Consider the following 18,770-nt stretch of genomic DNA (forward strand, 5'->3'; position numbering starts at 1 on the left):
CCCTTACAACATAGGCCGGATACGTGTTGTGGCTCACTTAAAGCCTAGGGGTTTCCATCGCTCATGGCTAGGCCTACCCATTATTTTTTGTTAAGTGTCGAGGTGTCTGCCACTCCCTAAGACCGCTATCTCAAGGTTTCATTACCCCTAAGATAGGCTGGGTGACTACACTAGAGCCATGTCACGTGCCACAACATCACAACGGCTCACCTGGGCTGAACTCCCCCAGCAGATTCAGGACTGGGTCACGCAAGCACTCGGCGCGCCCGTCATATCCGCAGTAACCCAGCAAGGCGGGTTTAGCCTGGGCACCGCTGACCGCCTGATTGCCAATAACGGGCGTAGGGCTTTTCTCAAGGCTGTCGACGCAGCTGTTCACCCTCAAACAGCTACCCTGCACCGCAAGGAGGGCAAAATTACCTCAGCCTTCCCCCGTAGTGCCCCAACACCGGCCGTCCTTGCCACCCGTGATTTTTTAGAGGTGGACGGCACAGGCTGGGTTGCCCTGCTCCTGGAAGATATCGAAGGGCGGCACCCAGAATACCCCTGGCGAAGAGAGGAACTGGCCGCCGTTTTTCGGGCCCTGGACGGTATAAGCCGGGTTCCTGTGAATGCGGAGCTCAAGCTGCCGGCCACTGAAGCGGACCTGACCGAAGAACTCGTTTTTTGGCACAGGCTCGCCCAGGGTGTGGCCCTAGAACAGCTGGCCTACATTCGGGGAACCGACTCCTACCAGGAGCTGGTAGACCTGTTGCCCTTTGTTAACCAGAAGGCTGCTGATTTTGCCGCCTTTGTCGATGAGCACCTGGTTGCCCACCTGGCAGGAAGCTCCTATGTACATACGGACCTGCGGGGCGACAATATTCTGATTCGCCCCACTGGTGAAGCAGTTTTGATTGACTGGCCCTGGGCAACGGTGGGCAATCCCCACTTTGACGTCGCTTCTGTAGCGACGGACGCCCTGATTGCCGACCCTAGCCTGAGCCTCACCGAGGTGAGGGAGCTGATCCCGGCGTCCTTGCGCCCTCCGCTTGAGTTTTTGAAGGCCAATGTCGTCGCACTAGCGGGCTACTATCTGTACGCTTCAACTATGAAGCCCAGCGAATCGACCAACGCGTCGCTGGTGAATATGCGGGCCCACCGAGCCTCCGCCCTATTGACCAGACTGGCCCGGGGCGAAAAGTAATCCGCACTTATTCTGATGTACCCGCAACTAGTTGCGGACTTTTCAGAATAAATGCGGATTAGGCGCCCTGGTTAGGTGTTACCACCGCGAGCCAGGTTTCGGTTGAAACCAGCAGCGGCAACCGGAAGCGCTGCCACCAGCCCCAAGAGCGCCGTGACCCAGGTAAAACCTACTCCAACCATTGACGCGATGACATATACAGCACCATTGGCAGCACAACCATATATAAGCAGTGCCGCCACAGCTTCAACAGGGTTACCCGGCAGCCAGGAGTCGAAGTTTCCACGGCGCTTTGCACCATCTGCTTGTTCACGCTCAGCTTTGACCCGGTGGTGTAGAGCCAAGAACGCCAGCGCGATACCACACCAGGTAACGAACAAAATCGTTAGCCCGGGCTGGAAAAATCGCGAAGAAAATACTGTTCCAAGCGAGACAAGCAGCCCGTAACTTGCCAGCGCCCACAGGGTAGAAGACAGCAGATACGCCGGAACCGTTGTGAGATTTGGGAAAGATGAATACCTCATGATTACCTCCTCTGTGAAGCTGACTACCTCTACCCTACCATTTAATAAGTAGCCATATCAATCTTGTGCTGGCCCAGAGCAAAAAGTAATCCGCACTTATTCTGATGTACCCGCAACTAGTTGCGGACTTTTCAGAATAAATGCGGTTTCTGCTACTAATCACCGCCTTCAACAATACTTGCATACGAATTAAAGGTGGGAGTGCTCTGGTTGCTTAGAGGAAGAAATCTCATAACAATTCGTTACCCCCATTCACTTCGAAAGGCTCATGCATCTCCTGCGGGCACTGCAACCGATAGTCATCAATAGATTTGCCATCCTCATACGAAAAAAATTAGTTTTGAAACCACCTAATTTCCCATTCAACATTGGTTATTCAAAAGTCACAGTAGATTCTCCTGCTTCGCACTGAAATTTCTCTTTTGTACCCTGACGCTTACAACTATGCAAAACAATAACTCCTTACAACTGCCAGAGATTCACCGGCAGGTTCTGATTTATCCACTTTCTTTATTATTCAAAATTAATTGATTTCGCACATATTTGCCAAATCCCAATTAGGGTGGAAAATTTGACTAAAGAAATATGCTGCAAACAATTTCTGCACACATAAATAACTATACTATTTCCAAGTACAACCAGGAGGGAAGGACGTGATAAGAGCATCCAATTTACTTAAACCACAACAAGCGGTTTTTCAACAAATAACTACAGCTGTGAACACTGAGGGTTATTCATAAGGAATGCAACCACTAACTAGACAACAGCCCCACCAGCGGCAAAAAAATTGAGGATCCCCTTATGAACAACCCTCACTACGGAAGTAATTTTGGGGTTATATCCTGACATTCAGCACATCAACCTTACACTATAGTATGATTTATCCCGGAAACCAATCCGCAACAAAGGACTTATATGTCAAATCCAACATTTATTGCCTCAATTATCATATCGCTACTTAGTGGACTTTTGGCTTCAATCGTTGTACACATACTCACAGCCTGGAACGAACGAAAGAAAGAGAGGCGTGACCAAAGAATTGAGTTCCTAATTTCAGCCTACCGAAAATTGAGCGATGTAGCCAATAGGGAAAACAGATCCCTCGAGCAAACGCAAGGACTGGAAGAAGCTTTATCCGACATCATGCTTCTTGGAGAGCAGGAGGAAATTGAAGCCGCAAGACAATTTATGTTACAAATTTCCTCCAGTCAGAACAGAGAAGGCGGAGATTTAAAAAAGGTAATTATTGCACTCAGAAATAGTCTCCGAAAACAACTAGGCCTCAGCGAATTGAATGTGACCGACGACCTTTTACTTCTAAGAATGTCGAGTTGATATATATTTCAACCCACAACAGCGGTTTTTTCGAATTCTAATGAGTGAGTTCTATCAACCAAATACTCACAAAATTCCACAAGCACCGGAAGAACCCCGTCCTTTGGGTAATATCCCACTCTAGAGTGGGATATTACCCAAAGGACGGGGTTAGTATTACTCCCCGGAGCGGACGGACGCCGGGGCGGGCTCGTCCGCGCTGGGCACGACAGCACCCTGCATATAGGCGCCCGGGAGTTCACCACGTCTGCGGGCCCGTAGCCCCATGATCGCAAACATAACGATGCCCAGCAGCATAATCAGGCCAGAAGTCCATACGTGGATACGAACCCCCAGCAGCATTTCAGCGGTATCGATCCGCAGGAAAGTCTCAATCATCAGGCGGCCGAAACCGTACCAGACAACATAAGCCCAAAAGACCTGGCCCAGCTGGAAAATGCCGCGGCGGCCCAGGGCAATCAGCAGGGCTGCACCAAGTAGGTTCCAGAGGGATTCGTACAGAAAAGTTGGGTGAAAGAGCGTACCGGCCGGGTACTGGTCGGGAAAGTTGGGTGAAGAGGCCGAAATCTCCAGGCCCCAGGGCAGGGTGGTGGGCTTGCCAAAGAGCTCCTGGTTAAACCAGTTACCCCAGCGGCCCATAGCCTGGGCAATCATGATGCCGGGGGCTGCGGCGTCCGCGAACTTAGCCAGCGAAATGCCGTAGCGGCGGCAGGCGTACCAGGCGCCCAAGCCACCGACCGAAATGGCGCCCATAATGCCGATGCCGCCCTCCCAAATCTTGAAGACATCAAGCGGGTCAGCGCCAGCACCAAAGTAGGAGCCGGGGTCGGTAATGAGCACGTGATAGAGGCGGGCACCAATAATACCCGAGGGAATGGCCCACATGGCAACGTCCCAGACGCATTCGGGGTCTTCACCCCAGGCAGCCCAGCGGCGGCCAGTCAGCCACATGCAGACCGCGATACCCGCCAGTATGCAGAGGGCATAGAAGTGGATGGTCAGGGGGCCCAGCTCAAGAGTGGAGATAGACGGCGAAGGAATAGAGGCAAGGACGGTAGCTGTCATGGGCGACTTCCCCTACTCGCGACCAGCCAGCTGGCGGGTCAGGGCGGCAACAGCGGACGGTCCACCCTCAGCTAGAGCCTTAACCAGGGCGGTACCCACAATCACGCCATCTGCATAGGCACCGATTTCTTCCACGTGTTCGCGCTGAGAAACGCCCAGCCCCACGCAGGCAGCGGGAGCGCCAGCGGCCCGCAGGTCAGCGACCAGAGTCTCGGCGGCGGTATTGACCGATGACCGGGCACCGGTCACACCCATCACCGAGACAGCGTAGACAAAGCCGCTGGAAGCCTGCGAAATCAGGGAAAGACGCTCGGGGCTGGAGGAGATAGCTGCCAGGAAGATACGGTCCAGGCCGTGCTTTTCTGAGGCTTCAAACCAGTCGGCGGCCTCATCGGGTACCAGGTCGGGGGTAATCAGACCGGCGCCACCGGCAGCAGCTAGCTCCTCGGCAAAACGGTCAACACCCCGGCGTAGTACAGGGTTCCAGTAGGTCATGACCAGAACTACAGCGTCGGTGGCGGCGGTAATCTCGCGCACGGCCCGGAAGAGGTCATCGGTGCGGAAGCCCTTCTCAATCGCCTCAACGGTGGCCCGCTGAATCACGGGGCCGTCCATCACCGGGTCCGAGTAGGGCAGGCCCAGCTCGATAATATCGACCCCGTTCTTGCCCATCTCGATGGCAGCCTCAATAGACTCGTCCACGCTGGGGTAGCCCACCGGCAGGTAGCCAATCAGGGCCGCACGGCCCTCAGCCTTACACGCGGCGAGGCGGGCGGCCAGCTTGGAATCGGGGTTGGGGGCAGGGAAGGTGCCCTTGCGCACCGAGTAGCGGGTTTCGTCCTGAAAATCGATGTGGCTCATTAGGCACCCTTGCTTTCGTTCTGCATAGCCTTGTCGTTCTCTGCGGTGGTCTCTGCCGCCGCTTCCTTGTTGCCCACGTTCAGGCTGGTGGAGGGAATGGCCTTGCCCAGGCCGAACCACTTGAGCGCGGTTTCCATATCCTTATCCCCTCGCCCAGAGAGGCAGACAATCATGGACTTTTCGTGCGCGGTGGCAGGGTCTTCATCTGCCCACTGACGGGCAACGCGCAGGGCACCTGCCAGGGCGTGGGCTGATTCGAGGGCTGGGATGATGCCTTCGGTGCGGCAGAGCAGGCGTAGGGCGTCCATGGCTTCGGTGTCGGTGACCGCCTGGTAGTCCACGCGGCCGATGTCTGAAAGGTAGGCGTGTTCGGGGCCGACGCCGGGGTAGTCAAGACCCGCTGAGATGGAGTGGGACTCGATGGTCTGGCCGTCCTCATCCTGCATGAGGTAGGTGATGGCCCCGTGGAGCATGCCGGGGCGGCCCAGGTTGATGGTGGCCGCGTGTCGGTCGGTGTCGAGCCCGTCACCGCCTGCTTCGAAGCCGTAGATTTTGACGTCGGCGTCGTCGAGGAAGGCGTGGAAGAGGCCGATGGCGTTTGAGCCGCCGCCGACGCAGGCGGCAATGCCGGTGGGCAGGGTGCCGGTGGCTTCGAGGAACTGTTCGCGGGCCTCAGAACCGATGGCGTCGTGGAAGTAGCGCACCATGGCCGGGAAGGGGTGGGCACCGGCTGCGGTACCCAGCAGGTAATGGGTGGTATCGACGTTGGAGACCCAGTCGCGCAGGGCCTCGTTGATAGCATCCTTGAGGGTGCGGGAGCCGGTCTGCACGGCAATGACGGTGGCACCCAGCAGCTGCATACGGGCGACGTTGAGGGCCTGGCGCTCAGTGTCTTCTTCGCCCATGTAGACCACACATTCCATGCCGAAGAGGGCAGCTGCGGTGGCGGTGGCGACGCCGTGCTGGCCTGCGCCGGTTTCGGCAATCAGGCGGGTCTTGCCCATGCGCTTAGCCAGTAGGGCCTGGCCGATGACATTGTTGATCTTGTGGGATCCGGTGTGGTTGAGGTCTTCTCGTTTGAGGAAGAAGCGCACTCCCCCGGCTGCTGCCGAGAGGCGGGGCACCTCGGTCAGCAGGGAGGGGCGGTTGGAGTATTCGGCTGAAAGGCGGCGGAATTCATCGATGAAGTCGGGGTCGAGCTTGGCCTTTTCAAAGGTTTCTTCGAGCTCGTCCATGGCCGCGATGAGAGATTCTGCCATGTAGCGGCCACCGTACTGGCCAAAGTAGGGGCCGGGGGCGTTCTTCAGGCTCTGGCCTGCTGCCAAGAACTGGTCTGCCAGGGTTTCAGTCACGGGTTTTCCCTTCGAGTGGGTGGTCATAAAGTCTATTTATCTGCTGGGCTGGTTGCTGTGGCAGGCATGTTTCACCGAGGACGCCGACGCCCGGCGTGGCCCGCTTAAACTGCTTGCACAAGGTAAAGTTCAGGCTAGTGAGAGGCCAGCCAGCTAGAGCGGGCAGCTTCACCCGCTGCACGGAAGTCGCGCAGAGTCTCGGTGGGGGTGCCAGATTTGACCAGGGCCTCACCCACTAACACAACCTGCGCTCCGTTCGAGGCGTAAGCGGCAACGTCCTCAGGTGAAGCTACACCGGATTCAGCCACAATCACAGCATCAGCAGGGAGCAGGGGGGCCAGCTTGCTGAAGTTGGCGTTATCGACCTCAAGGGTCTTGAGGTTGCGCACGTTCACACCCACGATGCGGGCCCCTACATTGATTGCCCGCTCGATTTCTTCGGGTGTGTGGGTTTCGACCAGGGCGTTCATGCCAAGTTCGTGAGTCAGGTCGAGAAAGCGGCGCAGGGTGGCGTCGTCCAGGGCTGCGACGATGAGCAGGATTAGGTCAGCCCCGTGGGCGCGGGCCTCATAAATCTGGTACTCATCAACGGTAAAGTCCTTGCGCAACACCGGAATAGACACAGCGGCTCGGACGGCGTCCAGGTCAGCCAGGGTGCCCCTAAAACGGCGCTCCTCAGTCAGGACCGAAATGGCAGCTGCTCCCCCAGCTTCGTAGGCAGCAGCCAGGTCAGCGGGGTCAGGAATATCAGAAAGAGCCCCCTTAGAGGGAGAGGACCGCTTGACCTCAGCGATAACCTGCACTGTGTTCTGTGCCAGGCCGCGCAGAGCCTCATAGGCGTTGAGAGCTGGGGCGGCAACGTCAGCCTGCTCCTTCACCTTGTCGAGGGGCAGAATCTGCATGCGTGCCTGCATATCTTCGCGCACGCCTACAATGATGTCATCAAGTACGGTCATGGTGCCCCTTATGGTGCTTCAGTATATGGTGCCAGCGGAAGGCGCTGGTAAAAACTCTTTCTAGTATCTCGTAGCCCGGGGCCTGTGCGCCAGGCGGGTTCACCCGGTGAGAACAGGTCGTTCAAGCAGAAAGGGCACCCGGCTGATTCAGCTGGGTGCCCTCACTGGCATGAGGCCCGGGAGCGGGCTTAGTGGTGGTACTTGGTGTGCTTGCCGCCTTGGCCGTAACCAGCAGAACGTAGCACAATACCGGCAACAACGCCGATAGCAATCACAGCGACGCCCACGATAAAGATGGGAGTGTTCGCGATGCAAAAACCAACGGCAGCGACGATAGAACCCAGAATCATAATCAATGTCATGGCCCAGGAGGCTGTGGTGTTGCCGTGGTTATTGTAGGGCAGGTCGGGAATCATCTCAACGGTCTGCTGAGCCATGTGAGTCTCCTTGTAGTGTGTGGGCGTGCGCTTGCCGGTGTATGGGGTGCCGAGCACACAGATACTTATCTCTATCTTAGAAGATAGGGGGCTCTTTGGCCCAGTTAGGTGCCCGTGTGCCTTTTTATTTCCTTAGGCAAAGCTCCCGGTGACACTCTCGACTGCCGCTAGTAGCTCACCGTTGGCGACCAGTTCGACGGTCTGCTCAATTTCGGGTGAGAGGAAACGGTCAGGGCCGGGGCCCGCCACGTCCTTGCGCAGGCGCTCAATCACAGCGGCAGTTGCCGGTGAGGGGGTCTGCGGGGCGCGCAGGTCGATACCGCGGGCGGCGGTGAGGATTTCGATGGCAAGGACGCGGGTGAGCCCATCCACCGCCTTGCGCAGCTTGCGGGCAGCCGACCAGCCCATGGAGACGTGGTCCTCCTGCATAGCAGAAGAAGGAATGGAGTCTACCGAGGCTGGTACGGCCAGGCGCTTGAGCTCGGAGACGATAGCAGCCTGGGTGTACTGGGCAATCATATGGCCTGAGTCCACGCCGGGGTCATCGGCTAGGAAGGGCGGCAGGCCGCGGTTGCGGGCAACATCCAGGAAGCGGTCGGTGCGGCGCTCCGAAATGGAGGCTGCGTCAGCCACGGCAATAGCCAGGAAGTCCAGCACGTAGGCCACCGGGGCGCCGTGGAAGTTACCGTTTGATTCTACGCGGCCATCCAGGGTCACCACGGGGTTATCGACGGCCGAGGCCAGCTCGCGCAGGGCAACGGTGCGGGCGTGTTCGATGGTGTCGCGTACAGCGCCAGCGACCTGGGGTGCGCAGCGCAGGGAGTAGGCGTCCTGCACGTAGGTGGTGACGTTCTCGGCGTGGTGCTGAATAATACCGGAGCCTTCGAGCACCTTCTTCATGTTGGCAGCGGCAGCCCCCTGGCCGGGGTGGGGGCGCAGCTGGTGCAGCTCGGGGGCAAAGACGCGGTCGGTACCGGCGAGCCCCTCAACACTCATGGCCGCAGCCACGTCGGCCAGCTTGACCAGGGCGTCCAGATCGGTCAGGGCCAGTACCAGCATACCCAGCATGCCGTCGGTGCCGTTGATCAGGGCCAGGCCCTCCTTCTCAGCCAGTTCGACCGGGGTCAGCCCGAACTTCTCAAACGCCTCGGCGGTCTCGTAGAGCCTACCGTCGGTGTCCCGCACCTGCCCCTCGCCCATAATGGCCAGGGCGCAGTGGGATAGGGGTGCCAAATCCCCGGAGCAGCCCAGGGAGCCGTACTCGCGCACCACCGGGGTCAACCCAGCCGAGAGCATGTCGGCGTAGGCCTGGGCGACAACCGGGCGGACACCGGTACGGCCGGTTGCCAAGGTTGAAAGACGCAGGAGCATGAGGGCGCGGATGACTTCGGTTTCAACCTCGGGGCCAGATCCTGCCGCATGGGAGCGGATGAGGCCGCCTTGCAGGGCCTGGCGCATCTCCAGGGGAATGTGCTTGTTGGCCAGGGCGCCGAAACCGGTGGAAACCCCGTAAACGGGGCGGTCCTGGTTAGCCAGGTCGCGGATGCGCTGGCTAGACTTCTCGATTTCGGCCAGGGCTTCGCTGCTGACGGTGACGGCTGCGCCGTGGCGGGCAACAGCGATAAGGTCAGCGAAGCTCACGGGCCCGGTGCCGACGGTGACGGTGGTGGTCATGATTTTCTCCTTTGAAAGTGTACGAGGTGAAGCAGGCTCACAGCCAAGCTACTGGCTTGGATGAAGTGCCCGGGTGCGAGCGCGCGAGCACACAAGAGAGCACGGAATCCGCCGTAAGGCGGGGCGGGCGTGAGCCTGCAGAACCTGTAAAGTTCCTTACCCCGGCAAGGGCGTGTGCCGGGTCAGGACGGTGTGTATCAGGCGGGCTGCGGTTTTGGCGGTGCGCCCGTCGATATCCAGGGAGGGGTTGAGTTCGGCAACGTCAAAGACCGCAAGTTTGCCGGAGGCGGCTACCTGCCCCACGATTCGGTTGATGATGGCCGTATCAACCCCCAGGGCGGCCGGGGCGCTGACGCCGGGGGCAACGGCTGCCGGGAGCACGTCTAGGTCCAGGGTCAGGTACACCAGGTCGACGCTAGCAAGGAAAGCTGCCAGGAACTCGTCGAGAACGGCTGTGTTCGCCCAGGTCACTTCTTCGTCTACCAGGTAGGCGACCCCCTGGGTGTTGGCTGCGTCAAAGAGCACCTGGGTGTTGGCTGCCTCTGAAATACCGATGACCGCGTAGGTGATTTGCCCGCCCTGTTCGGCTTCTCGGGCCAGGGCCTGGCTAAAGGGGGTGCCGCTGGTGGCCTGCCCAGCAGCCCTCAGGTCAAAGTGGGCATCTAGGTTGAGGATGCCCAGGTGGCTGCTCTTACCTGCCTGCTGGCGGAGGGCTGAGGTGGCTACTCCCAGGTAGGTTCCGTAGGCAACCTCGTGCCCGCCCCCGAGCACCACCGGCAGGCTCCCAGCGTCGAGGACGGAGGCGACAGCCTGGCCCAGGCGCTCCTGGCCGGCTTCGAGGTGGTCGTCTTCAACGAGGACGTCACCTGCGTCGGCTAAGACCACATCAGCACGCCGGTCACTCCCAAAGGCCCGTGCCAGGGCCAGGGTTCCCAGGGCCTTGCGGAGGGCAGCTGGCCCCTCTGTTGCGCCGGGGCGCCCCTGGTTGCGGCGCACGCCCTCGTCGGAGGCAAAACCGATGAAGACGGCGTCCGGCTGCTGGTTCAGCTGACTGGCCGGCTGCACCGCCTGGAAGAGCCTGCGGTACTCGGTGCCGGGCCCGTCGTTGCGTCCCTTCCAGGCCGGGGCTGGGCGGTCGGTCTGTACCTGTATCACTAGATCTCCTCCCGGTGCAGGGGTACGACTGTCTGGCCGTCCTTCCAGACGCCGGCGACCAGGGGCACGCCGGGCCGGTAGGCCAGGTGCAGGTGGTTGGGGGCGTCCAGGGCCAGGACGTCGGCGCGGGCTCCCACGGTCAGGGCACCGATGTCGGTGCGACCCAGGGCTGCCGCTCCCCCGGCGGTTGCTGCCCAGATAGCTTCGTCCGGGCTCATGTGAAGATCCCGCACGGCCAGGGCAATGCAGAAGGGAATGGAGGTGGTGAAGGAGGTGCCGGGGTTGCAGTCAGCCCCCAGGGCCACGGTAGCCCCGGCATCCAGCAGGCGGCGGGCATTGGGGTAGTCGCCCCGGGTAGAAAAGTCTGCACCGGGCAGCACCGTAGCCACCGTAGAACTGTTGGCCAGGGCGTCCACGTCCGCGTCCGACAGGTAGACCACGTGGTCCACGCTGGCAGCCCCCAGCTCCACTGCCAGCTGCACACCGGCCCCGTAGGTCAGCTGGTTGCCGTGCACGCGAGCCTTCAAACCGGCAGCCATTCCTGCCTGCAGAACTGCCCGCGACTCGTCCTCACTAAAAGCCCCGCGCTCGCAGAAAACATCGATCCAGGAGGCGTAGGGGGCGCACTCGGGAATCATGGTGTCGACCACCATCTGAACGTACTCGTCCTGCTTATCCCGGTACTCCGGCGGAGCCACATGGGCAGCCAGCAGGGTGACCTCGTCGGTGCAGGCAGCGGCGACCTGCACCGACTTCAGCTCAGACTCTGCTGACTGGCCGTAGCCGGTCTTTACCTCAATCGTGGTTGCCCCGGCCCGGGCGTACTCCTGCATGAGAGAGCGGGTGTTGAATTCTAGCTCGGCTGCACTGGCGGCCCGGGTGGCCTCGATGGTGGTGCGGATGCCACCGGCCTCATAGGGCTTGCCCTCCATACGGGCAGCGAACTCGTGGGAGCGGTCCCCGGCAAAAACCAGGTGGGAGTGGGATTCCACGAAACCCGGCAGCACAGCTCGCCCGCCCAGATCAACGCAGCGGTCGGACGCCGGTGCCTGGCTGGCAGGGCCAACCCAGGCAATACGGCCCTGCTCCACCACAAGGGCGGCCTGTTCCAGCACGCCCAACGGCCCCCGGCCAAGGGTGGGGTCATTGGTGACGAGCGACCCGATATTGGTCAAGAGACGGCTGGTCATGACTAGCGGTTTTCCTGCATGGGAATACGAACACCGCGCTCAGCGGCAACCTGCTGGGCGTACTCGTAACCGGCGTCCGCGTGACGAATCACGCCCATGCCGGGGTCGTTGGTCAGCACCCGCTCCAGCTTGGCAGCTGCCAGCTCAGAGCCGTCTGCGATGGAGACCTGGCCCGCATGGATAGACCGGCCCATACCTACGCCGCCACCGTGGTGAATGGAGACCCAGGAGGCACCCGATGAAGTGTTGACCAGGGCGTTGAGCAGGGGCCAGTCAGCAACCGCGTCGGTGCCGTCCTTCATGCGCTCGGTTTCGCGGTAGGGGGAGGCTACCGAACCGGAATCCAGGTGGTCACGGCCAATGGCGATGGGGGCAGAGAGCTCACCGTTTGCCACCATTTCGTTGAACTTGAGGCCTGCCTTGTGGCGTTCGCCGTAGCCTAGCCAGCAGATGCGGGCGGGCAGGCCCTCGTAGGCGACCTTTTCACCGGCCATGGTGATCCAGCGCGCCAGGTGCTCGTTCTCGGGGAAGAGTTCGAGAATAGCCGCATCGGTCTTCTTGATGTCCTCGGGGTCACCGGAAAGAGCGCACCAGCGGAAGGGGCCCAGGCCCTCTTCGAAGAGGGGGCGGATGTAGGCGGGCACAAAGCCGGGGAAGTCGAAGGCTCGCTGGTAGCCTGCCTTGCGGGCCTCATCGCGAATAGAGTTGCCGTAGTCGAAGACCTCAGCACCGGCGTCCATAAAGCCCACCATGGCCTCAACGTGGGCTGCCATAGACTGACGGGAGCGCTGGGTGAAGAGCTCGGGGTCGCGGGTAGCCTCTGCCTTCCAGTTTTCGAAGCTGACCTCGGTGGGCAGGTAGCTGAGCGGGTCGTGGGCGCTGGTCTGGTCGGTGACGATGTCGATGGGGGCCTTGCGGCGCAGCAGCTCGGGGAAGATCTCGGCGGCATTGCCGACCACACCGATAGACAGGGCCTTCTTGGCGTCGCGGGCCTCAACCGCCAGTTCCAGGGCGTGGTCCAGGTCGCGGGCCTTGACGTCCAGGTACTTGTGGTCGATGCGGCGGTCAACGCGGGACTCGTCCACGTCCACACAGATTGCGACGCCCTCGTTCATGGTCACAGCCAGGGGCTGGGCCCCGCCCATGCCGCCCAGACCTGCGGTGAGGGTAATGGTGCCAGCCAGGGTGCCGCCAAAGCGCTTGCGGGCAACCGCGCCGAAAGTCTCGTAGGTGCCCTGCAGAATACCCTGGGTGCCGATGTAGATCCAGGAGCCCGCGGTCATCTGGCCGTACATCATCAGGCCTTCGGCTTCGAGCTTGCGGAAGTGCTCCCAGTTGGCCCAGTCACCCACCAGGTTGGAGTTAGCCAGTAGCACGCGAGGTGCCCACTCGTTGGTGCGGAAGACACCCACGGGCTTACCGGACTGCACCAGCATGGTCTCGTCATCTTTGAGAGTCTTGAGGGTGGCGACGATGGCGTCAAAGGCTTCCCAGGAGCGGGCTGCGCGGCCGGTGCCGCCGTAGACCACCAGGTTATCGGGGTGCTCTGCAACCTCGGGGTCAAGGTTGTTCATGAGCATGCGCAGGGCACCTTCCTGCTGCCAGCCGAGGGTGTTGAGTTCAGGGCCGCGAGGGGCGCGGACAGGGCGGGGGCCGCTGGTGGTCATGCCTACTCCTTTGTACATGATGGTCTACTTCGCCCGGCTTCTGGATCTTTACTTTTACCTGACCGCACCGGGGCGGTACAGTGGGAAGATGAAGGGGGTCACACACCCATCTTCTTGTATATACAACTACTTGTCAATGGAGTAGGCGTGGAAAAAATCACCGACTTGTCCCAGCAGTTCGCTGACCACAAAGACCGCAAGGCACCCTCCTACCAGCTCCTCAAAACCATCATCACCGAGCAAATCAACAGCGGGCACTGGGACGCAGGTGAAACCATCCCCTCAGAAAACGAAATAGCCAGCGCCCTAGGGCTCTCCCGCATGACCGTCAACCGCGCTATTCGCGAAATGACGCTTGAAGGTCTGCTGGTGCGTACCCGCGGAGTGGGCACCTTCGTGGCAGAGCACAAAAACTCCTCAGCCCTCTTTGAGGTACGCAATATTGCCGATGAAATTACCGAACGCGGCCACACCCACAGCAGCCGGGTGCTCACCCTCGAAGAGATAACGGCTAACCAGGCCCAGCGCCGCCTAGCACCCGAGCTGGGCGAGAGGGTCTTTCACAGCGTGCTGGTGCACTACGACGATGGGCTACCCATTCAGCGCGAAGAGCGCTACGTGAACGCTCAGGCTATCCCCGACTATCTCCAGCAGGACTTCACCAGTATTACCCCCAACTTTTACCTGGGGCAGTGCTCCCCTATTACCCGGGGCACGCACACCGTTGAGGCTGTGCTACCTACCAGCGCCCAGGCGTCCGACCTGCACATCACTCCGGCCACCCCCTGCCTGCGCCTGCTGCGCAGCACCTGGTCAGGCGATGAACTCATCAGCCAGGTGGTGCTCCTACACCCCGGCTCCCGCAGCCGCCTCGAAGGCTCCTTTGGCAGCTAACCCCCAATAGGGCGGATACAGCAAGCAAAAAGCCGCAGGCCCGGCAGTATCACAGCGGGCCTGCGGCTTGACTCGTTTTAGACGGTGCTCCCTACTGGGTGGGGTCCTTACCCTCGGTCAGCGAGTCCCAGGTGTCAATCTCATCGGGGTTCTCATCGGTGGCAGCAAGGCGGGCAGCACGAGCAGCTGAACGGTCATACTTCTGCCTGAACTTCCAGTGCCTCGATGCCAGCAGCGCCCAGAAACCGGCGAGACAGACGAGAACGCCGGCGGCAACAGCTAGCAGGGGAAGGGCGGTCACCCTATAGGAGTTGGCGGCAGCGTTGGTGCCGGTTACAGCGCTCACCTGAGCCAGTGAGGCAGCCTGCGGGTCAGCTTGAACACCAAAGGCCGCAAAAGCGACACCCACACCCACACCCACTATCAATACTGCCAGTAGCTTGCGGAGCTTAGGCCCCGCAATCCGTAAAGCAACCGAAGCAACCAGGGCGACCAGGGCAAGAGCTGAAACAGCAGGAGCCGCATCTGCCCCCGATATTTCGATTGTTGAGGTTTCAAGAACGGTAGACACCTCAGCCTGAATCCACGTGGGCAGAGTTGCCAGGAAGGCGGTAGCGGCGGCGGCAGCTGACCCCAGCATAACCGTGCCTGGGCGCGCCCACCTAGGGGCCGAGCCTCCCCCCGTGAGACCGCCCTGGCTACCACCTAAGGGCTGGGCGGCGTCCGTGTGCTCTGCTGGCTGTGACATCTAGTCAATCACCTCGGTTGACAGAGGGGCCAGGCCCGAAGCGGTGAGCACAGCGCGCAGGGGGGCTGCCGCCTTGTTCACGGTTTCCTGGGCTTCAGAGGCAGGCACCGAGTCCATGACGATACCGGCTCCTGCCTGAACATAGGCCCGCCCGCTCTTGAGCACGGCGGTGCGGATGGCAATGGCCATGTCCATATTGCCCGCAAAATCGAAGTAGCCGCACACACCGCCGTAGACGCCGCGGGCGCTGACCTCGTACTCGTCCAGTAGTTGCATGGCGCGAGGCTTGGGGGCACCGGAGAGGGTGCCTGCGGGGAAGGCCACGCGCAGCACGTCGTAGGCATTCATGCCCTCGGCCAACTGGGCCTGCACCTCGGATGAGATGTGCATGATGTGGCTAAAGCGCTCGATTTCCATGAACTGGGTGACATTGACAGAACCGGGTACTGCGATGCGGGAGAGGTCGTTGCGGGCCAGGTCGATGAGCATGAGGTGCTCGGAGCGTTCCTTCTCGTCGGCCAGGAGTTCTTCGGCCAGGGCCGTATCTTCTTCGCGGGTGGCACCGCGCGGACGGGACCCGGCGATGGGGTGGGTGGTGGCGGTGCCGTTTTTGAGGGTGACCAGGGCTTCGGGTGAGGAGCCGACAATCTGGAAGGGCTCGCCATCGACCGTGGACTCGAAGTTGAAGAGGTACATGTAGGGCGAGGGGTTGGACTGGCGCAGTACCCGGTAGACGTCCAGGGCGCTGGCGCGGTTCTCGGCTTCAAAGCGGCGGGAGATAACAATCTGGAAGACGTCGCCGTCCAGGATGTTTTTCTTGGATTTGTCGATAGCATCCAAGAAGCCCTGTTCAGCCCAGGTGTGCTTGACCTGGGCGACTTTTGCTTCGACGTTTGCTGTGCCGGTGAGGGTTGAGACGGAGTCGGGGGCGGGCTGGGCCAGCTTGTCCATCATGGCGTAGACGCGGGAGAGGGCGTCGGCGTAGGCGGCGTCGATGTTTTCATCGGTGCCGTTGAAGTTGATGGCGTTGGCAATCAGGGTGACGGTGCCGTCGGCGTTATCGTGCACTGCCATGTCTGAGACGATGTTGAGGGCGAATTCGGGCAGGTTGACGTCGTCCGCTGGTCCACCGGGCAGCTTTTCCCAGTGGCGCACCACGTCCCAGCCCATGTAGCCGACCAGGCCGCTGGTGAGCGGGGGCAGCCCCGCCAGGGGCTCGGTGTGGAGCATCTCTAGGGTCTGGCGGATAGCTTCAACGGGGTCCCCCTCGACGGGGGCACCGGCAGGAGTCAGACCCTGCCAAACAATCTTGCCGTCCTTGGTGGTGAGGGTTGAGCGGCTTGAGGCACCGATAAAGGAGTAGCGAGACCACTGCTTGAGTTCGTTGGCTGATTCCAGTAGGAAGGTGCCGGGGGCGGGCACCCCGTCGGCAGCAACCAGGGCACGGTAGATGCCGATGGGGGTCATGGCGTCTGCAAGAACCTTGACACGCACGGGGATGACGCGGCGGCTGGCAGCTAGTTCACGGAACTCTTCTAGGGTCGGTTCTACGATTCCCAAGTCGTGCATGGTGTCCTCTGGTTGTGGTGTGTCTGGGGTGCTATTCGGGGCGGACGCCGGTGGCAGCTGGCAGGGCGCCTCCGGCGTGGAAGCAGGTGGTGGTGCCGGTATGGCAGGCTGCCCCTACCTGATCAGCTTCGATGAGGAGGGCGTCGCCGTCGCAGTCGATGCTGACGCTTTTGACGTACTGGTAGTGGCCGCTGGTGTCTCCCTTGCGCCAGTATTCCTGGCGGGAGCGGGACCAGAAGGTGACCCGCCCTTCGGTGAGGGTGCGGCGCAGGGCTTCGTCGTTCATCCAGCCGAGCATGAGCACGTCGCGGGTGTCGTACTGCTGGATGATGGCAGCAAAAAGGCCGTTCTCGTCGCGCTTGAGGCGGTCAGCAATATCGGCGGGCAGGGTTGCGCCGTCGGTGGCGCTTGGTGCTGGTGTAGTCACCTTTCCATCCTAGCTGATGGCGGTAGCGGGGCTGGGGCGGCTCTCAGCATCTGGCTACGAGCTGGTAGCTGCGCCGGTGGTGGCGTCCGCGCTGATGTTCTCTGCGCTGGTGTTCTCTGCGGTCGGGGCTGCCTGCCCGTAGGTTGCTGCCTGGTGGGCTACCTGGTTGGCGTAGGCTACCGACCGGTTGTAGGCTAGCACTCCGCGTTGCCAGCCCTCATCGGTGCTGGTATCGCGTTGGCCCTGGCAGAGGTAGACGGCGGTGGTCAGGGCCGCGTCGTCGATGTGGTGGGGGTCGCGTTTACTGTCGGCGTTGCCGTCCTGCCCGATGTAGTCCCAGGTGGAGGGGATAAACTGCAGGGGCCCCACCGCCCGGTCCCACTCGGTGTCGTCATCAAGTTGACCCTGATCGGAGTCTTCGATAGCCATGACTCCGGGGCTGCCGTCGAGGGAGGGCCCAAAAATCTTGGGGGTTACATTTCCATCGTGGTCAGTGCTGGAACCCCGGTAGGTGCCGTGCAGGGTTTCGACCGCACCGATACCCGCGATGGTGTTCCAGCCCAGCTGACATTCCGGGTAGGTTTGGGCCACGCGCAAGGATGCCCCGGCGTAGGCTGCCAGCACCCGCCGGGGAATATCGGTGGCCTCAGCGGTGGCATCAAGCCAGGAGCTATCTGCCAGTTCAATGATGGGGGTCTGGTCTGAGGGGCTTTCCTGCGCGGACGCCGGCAGCACCTGCTCAGGCGCGGCGGGCAGCGTGGTGGGCAGATCCTCCCGGGATGCTCCTTGGAAGGATGCCGAACAGCCACTGACGGCAAGGGCAGCCAGGGCAAACAGGGGGCTCAGGCGGGCTTTGGTAGAAACTGGCATAGAACCTTTCACGGTGGGGCTGATAAGAGCCTAGCTGGCGCAGGTCAAGAACCGGTGCGTGAGAGCTGAATGTTTCCTGCATGTCGTAACCTGCGCCCCAAGCCCTGCGGCTCCTGCTCCCGGGCCTGTCATCGGGACTAGACTGGGAGCTATGACCTCTTCAGCCCTTGTTACCTCCGAACGATCCGCTCTCGTGCAGGCTCTTGCCGACGCCGGGCCGTCCGCCCCCACCCTCTGTGAGGGCTGGGAAACCCGCCACCTGGCAGCCCACCTGCTGCTGCGCGAGTCCAAGCCCACCCTGGCAGCCGGGGTTATGGGCGGCCCGCTAGGAGCCCGCACCGAGCGCTCTACCAACCAGCTGGCCGATGAACTGGCCGGCCAGCGCCGCTACGAGAAGGCCCTGCGCGACTTTGAGGCCCTGCCAGGCTACCTGCACATGCGCTCGCACTTTCCCGGCCTGGATGAGGCCATGAACCTGATTGAGTATTTTGTGCATACCGAGGACGTCCGCCGCGCCTCCCCCGCTGACGGCGAGGAGCTGGCCCCGCGCGCGCTGGCTGAGGGCGTGCAGGAGAAGATCTGGCAGGTGCTGCGGGCGCGGGCCCGTATGATGGCTGGGAAGAAGTACACTGACGGGCTGGTGTTGGAAGCCCCGGGCTACTCCCCCGCTGTTCATACCGTGCTCGCCCCGCCTGCTGGCCGGGTGGCAACCGTGCTAACCGGCGATCCGGGCGAACTGGTGCTCTACCTCTTCGGGCGCGAGGCTGCGGCCCGGGTTGAGGTGGGCTAAGGACCTCATAAAGGGAGGAATCTGGCCCCTAGTTGCTAAATATCCTCGGCGGTCAGGTAGCCCGGCAGCC

General features: G+C 61.2%; 18 protein-coding genes. 4 read left to right on the forward strand and 14 right to left on the reverse strand.

The genetic code is table 11. The annotated features are described in order from the left end of the window. Positions 1-178: 178 nt before the first annotated feature. The gene (locus tag L6966_RS00400) at positions 179-1,186 is read left to right on the forward strand and encodes an aminoglycoside phosphotransferase family protein (RefSeq protein WP_237232645.1); all 1,008 of its coding nucleotides are present in this window, start codon (positions 179-181) and stop codon (positions 1,184-1,186) included. Positions 1,187-1,257: 71 nt separating this feature from the next. Here L6966_RS00400 and L6966_RS00405 read toward each other — a convergent pair whose 3' ends face one another. After that, positions 1,258-1,710: a hypothetical protein gene (locus L6966_RS00405; protein ID WP_237232646.1), complete on the reverse strand. Its 453-nt coding sequence runs from the start codon at positions 1,708-1,710 to the stop codon at positions 1,258-1,260. Positions 1,711-2,625: 915 nt separating this feature from the next. On the opposite strand from L6966_RS00405, the gene L6966_RS00410 reads away from it, so the two are divergent. Further along, complete coding sequence (locus tag L6966_RS00410; protein WP_237232647.1) at positions 2,626-3,045, forward strand: hypothetical protein; 420 nt, start codon at positions 2,626-2,628, stop codon at positions 3,043-3,045. A 156-nt stretch (positions 3,046-3,201) separates the two neighbouring features. Here the strand turns inward: L6966_RS00410 and lgt are convergent, their stop codons facing one another. From lgt to hutU, 9 genes are all read right to left on the reverse strand, one after another. Beyond that, complete coding sequence (lgt, locus tag L6966_RS00415) at positions 3,202-4,110, reverse strand: prolipoprotein diacylglyceryl transferase (protein WP_237232648.1); 909 nt, start codon at positions 4,108-4,110, stop codon at positions 3,202-3,204. 12 nt (positions 4,111-4,122) lie between these two features. Then, a complete protein-coding gene (gene trpA, locus L6966_RS00420) occupies positions 4,123-4,971 on the reverse strand; it encodes a tryptophan synthase subunit alpha (protein ID WP_237232649.1) in 849 nt (282 codons plus the stop codon). Further along, positions 4,971-6,350 (reverse strand): tryptophan synthase subunit beta, encoded by a 1,380-nt coding sequence (trpB, locus tag L6966_RS00425; protein ID WP_419721869.1) that lies wholly within the window; start codon positions 6,348-6,350, stop codon positions 4,971-4,973. Before trpB ends, trpA begins: the two co-directional genes overlap by 1 nt. Positions 6,351-6,457: 107 nt before the next feature. Continuing rightward, the gene (trpC, locus tag L6966_RS00430; protein WP_237232651.1) at positions 6,458-7,279 is read right to left on the reverse strand and encodes an indole-3-glycerol phosphate synthase TrpC; all 822 of its coding nucleotides are present in this window, start codon (positions 7,277-7,279) and stop codon (positions 6,458-6,460) included. 188 nt (positions 7,280-7,467) lie between these two features. Beyond that, positions 7,468-7,716 (reverse strand): HGxxPAAW family protein, encoded by a 249-nt coding sequence (locus L6966_RS00435; RefSeq protein ID WP_083093013.1) that lies wholly within the window; start codon positions 7,714-7,716, stop codon positions 7,468-7,470. Between the two features lie 132 nt (positions 7,717-7,848). Beyond that, a complete protein-coding gene (hutH, locus tag L6966_RS00440) occupies positions 7,849-9,390 on the reverse strand; it encodes a histidine ammonia-lyase (protein WP_083093015.1) in 1,542 nt (513 codons plus the stop codon). 156 nt (positions 9,391-9,546) lie between these two features. Then, a complete protein-coding gene (hutG, locus tag L6966_RS00445) occupies positions 9,547-10,545 on the reverse strand; it encodes a formimidoylglutamase (RefSeq protein ID WP_237232652.1) in 999 nt (332 codons plus the stop codon). Beyond that, positions 10,545-11,735 carry an imidazolonepropionase gene (hutI, locus tag L6966_RS00450; RefSeq protein ID WP_237232653.1) on the reverse strand — a complete coding sequence of 397 codons (1,191 nt, stop codon included), beginning with the start codon at positions 11,733-11,735 and terminating at the stop codon, positions 10,545-10,547. The genes hutG and hutI overlap by 1 nt, the downstream gene beginning before the upstream one ends. A 2-nt stretch (positions 11,736-11,737) precedes the next feature. Further along, positions 11,738-13,420 (reverse strand): urocanate hydratase, encoded by a 1,683-nt coding sequence (gene hutU, locus L6966_RS00455; RefSeq protein ID WP_237232654.1) that lies wholly within the window; start codon positions 13,418-13,420, stop codon positions 11,738-11,740. A 129-nt stretch (positions 13,421-13,549) separates the two neighbouring features. Between hutU and hutC the strand changes: the two genes are divergently transcribed. Beyond that, positions 13,550-14,296, forward strand: coding sequence for a histidine utilization repressor (gene hutC / locus L6966_RS00460; protein ID WP_219336372.1), 747 nt, complete (start codon positions 13,550-13,552; stop codon positions 14,294-14,296). 91 nt (positions 14,297-14,387) lie between these two features. On the opposite strand, the gene L6966_RS00465 is transcribed toward hutC, so the two are convergent. Genes L6966_RS00465 through L6966_RS00480 form a run of 4 tightly spaced genes read right to left on the reverse strand, consistent with a single transcriptional unit; the run spans position 14,388 to position 17,910 of the window. After that, positions 14,388-15,044: a Trp biosynthesis-associated membrane protein gene (locus tag L6966_RS00465; protein ID WP_237232655.1), complete on the reverse strand. Its 657-nt coding sequence runs from the start codon at positions 15,042-15,044 to the stop codon at positions 14,388-14,390. Then, positions 15,045-16,613, reverse strand: coding sequence for an anthranilate synthase component I (locus tag L6966_RS00470; RefSeq protein ID WP_237232656.1), 1,569 nt, complete (start codon positions 16,611-16,613; stop codon positions 15,045-15,047). Positions 16,614-16,644: 31 nt separating this feature from the next. Continuing rightward, positions 16,645-17,040 carry a phosphoribosyl-AMP cyclohydrolase gene (gene hisI / locus L6966_RS00475; RefSeq protein WP_237232657.1) on the reverse strand — a complete coding sequence of 132 codons (396 nt, stop codon included), beginning with the start codon at positions 17,038-17,040 and terminating at the stop codon, positions 16,645-16,647. A gap of 54 nt (positions 17,041-17,094) precedes the next feature. Next, complete coding sequence (locus tag L6966_RS00480; protein WP_237232658.1) at positions 17,095-17,910, reverse strand: lytic transglycosylase domain-containing protein; 816 nt, start codon at positions 17,908-17,910, stop codon at positions 17,095-17,097. 151 nt (positions 17,911-18,061) lie between these two features. On the opposite strand from L6966_RS00480, the gene L6966_RS00485 reads away from it, so the two are divergent. Beyond that, on the forward strand, positions 18,062-18,700 hold the full coding sequence (locus L6966_RS00485; RefSeq protein ID WP_237232659.1) for a TIGR03085 family metal-binding protein: 639 nt from the start codon (positions 18,062-18,064) through the stop codon (positions 18,698-18,700). The last annotated feature ends 70 nt before the right edge of the window (positions 18,701-18,770 follow it).

It is taken from the genome of Rothia nasisuis, assembly GCF_928381405.1.
Lineage (GTDB): Bacteria > Actinomycetota > Actinomycetes > Actinomycetales > Micrococcaceae > Rothia > Rothia nasisuis.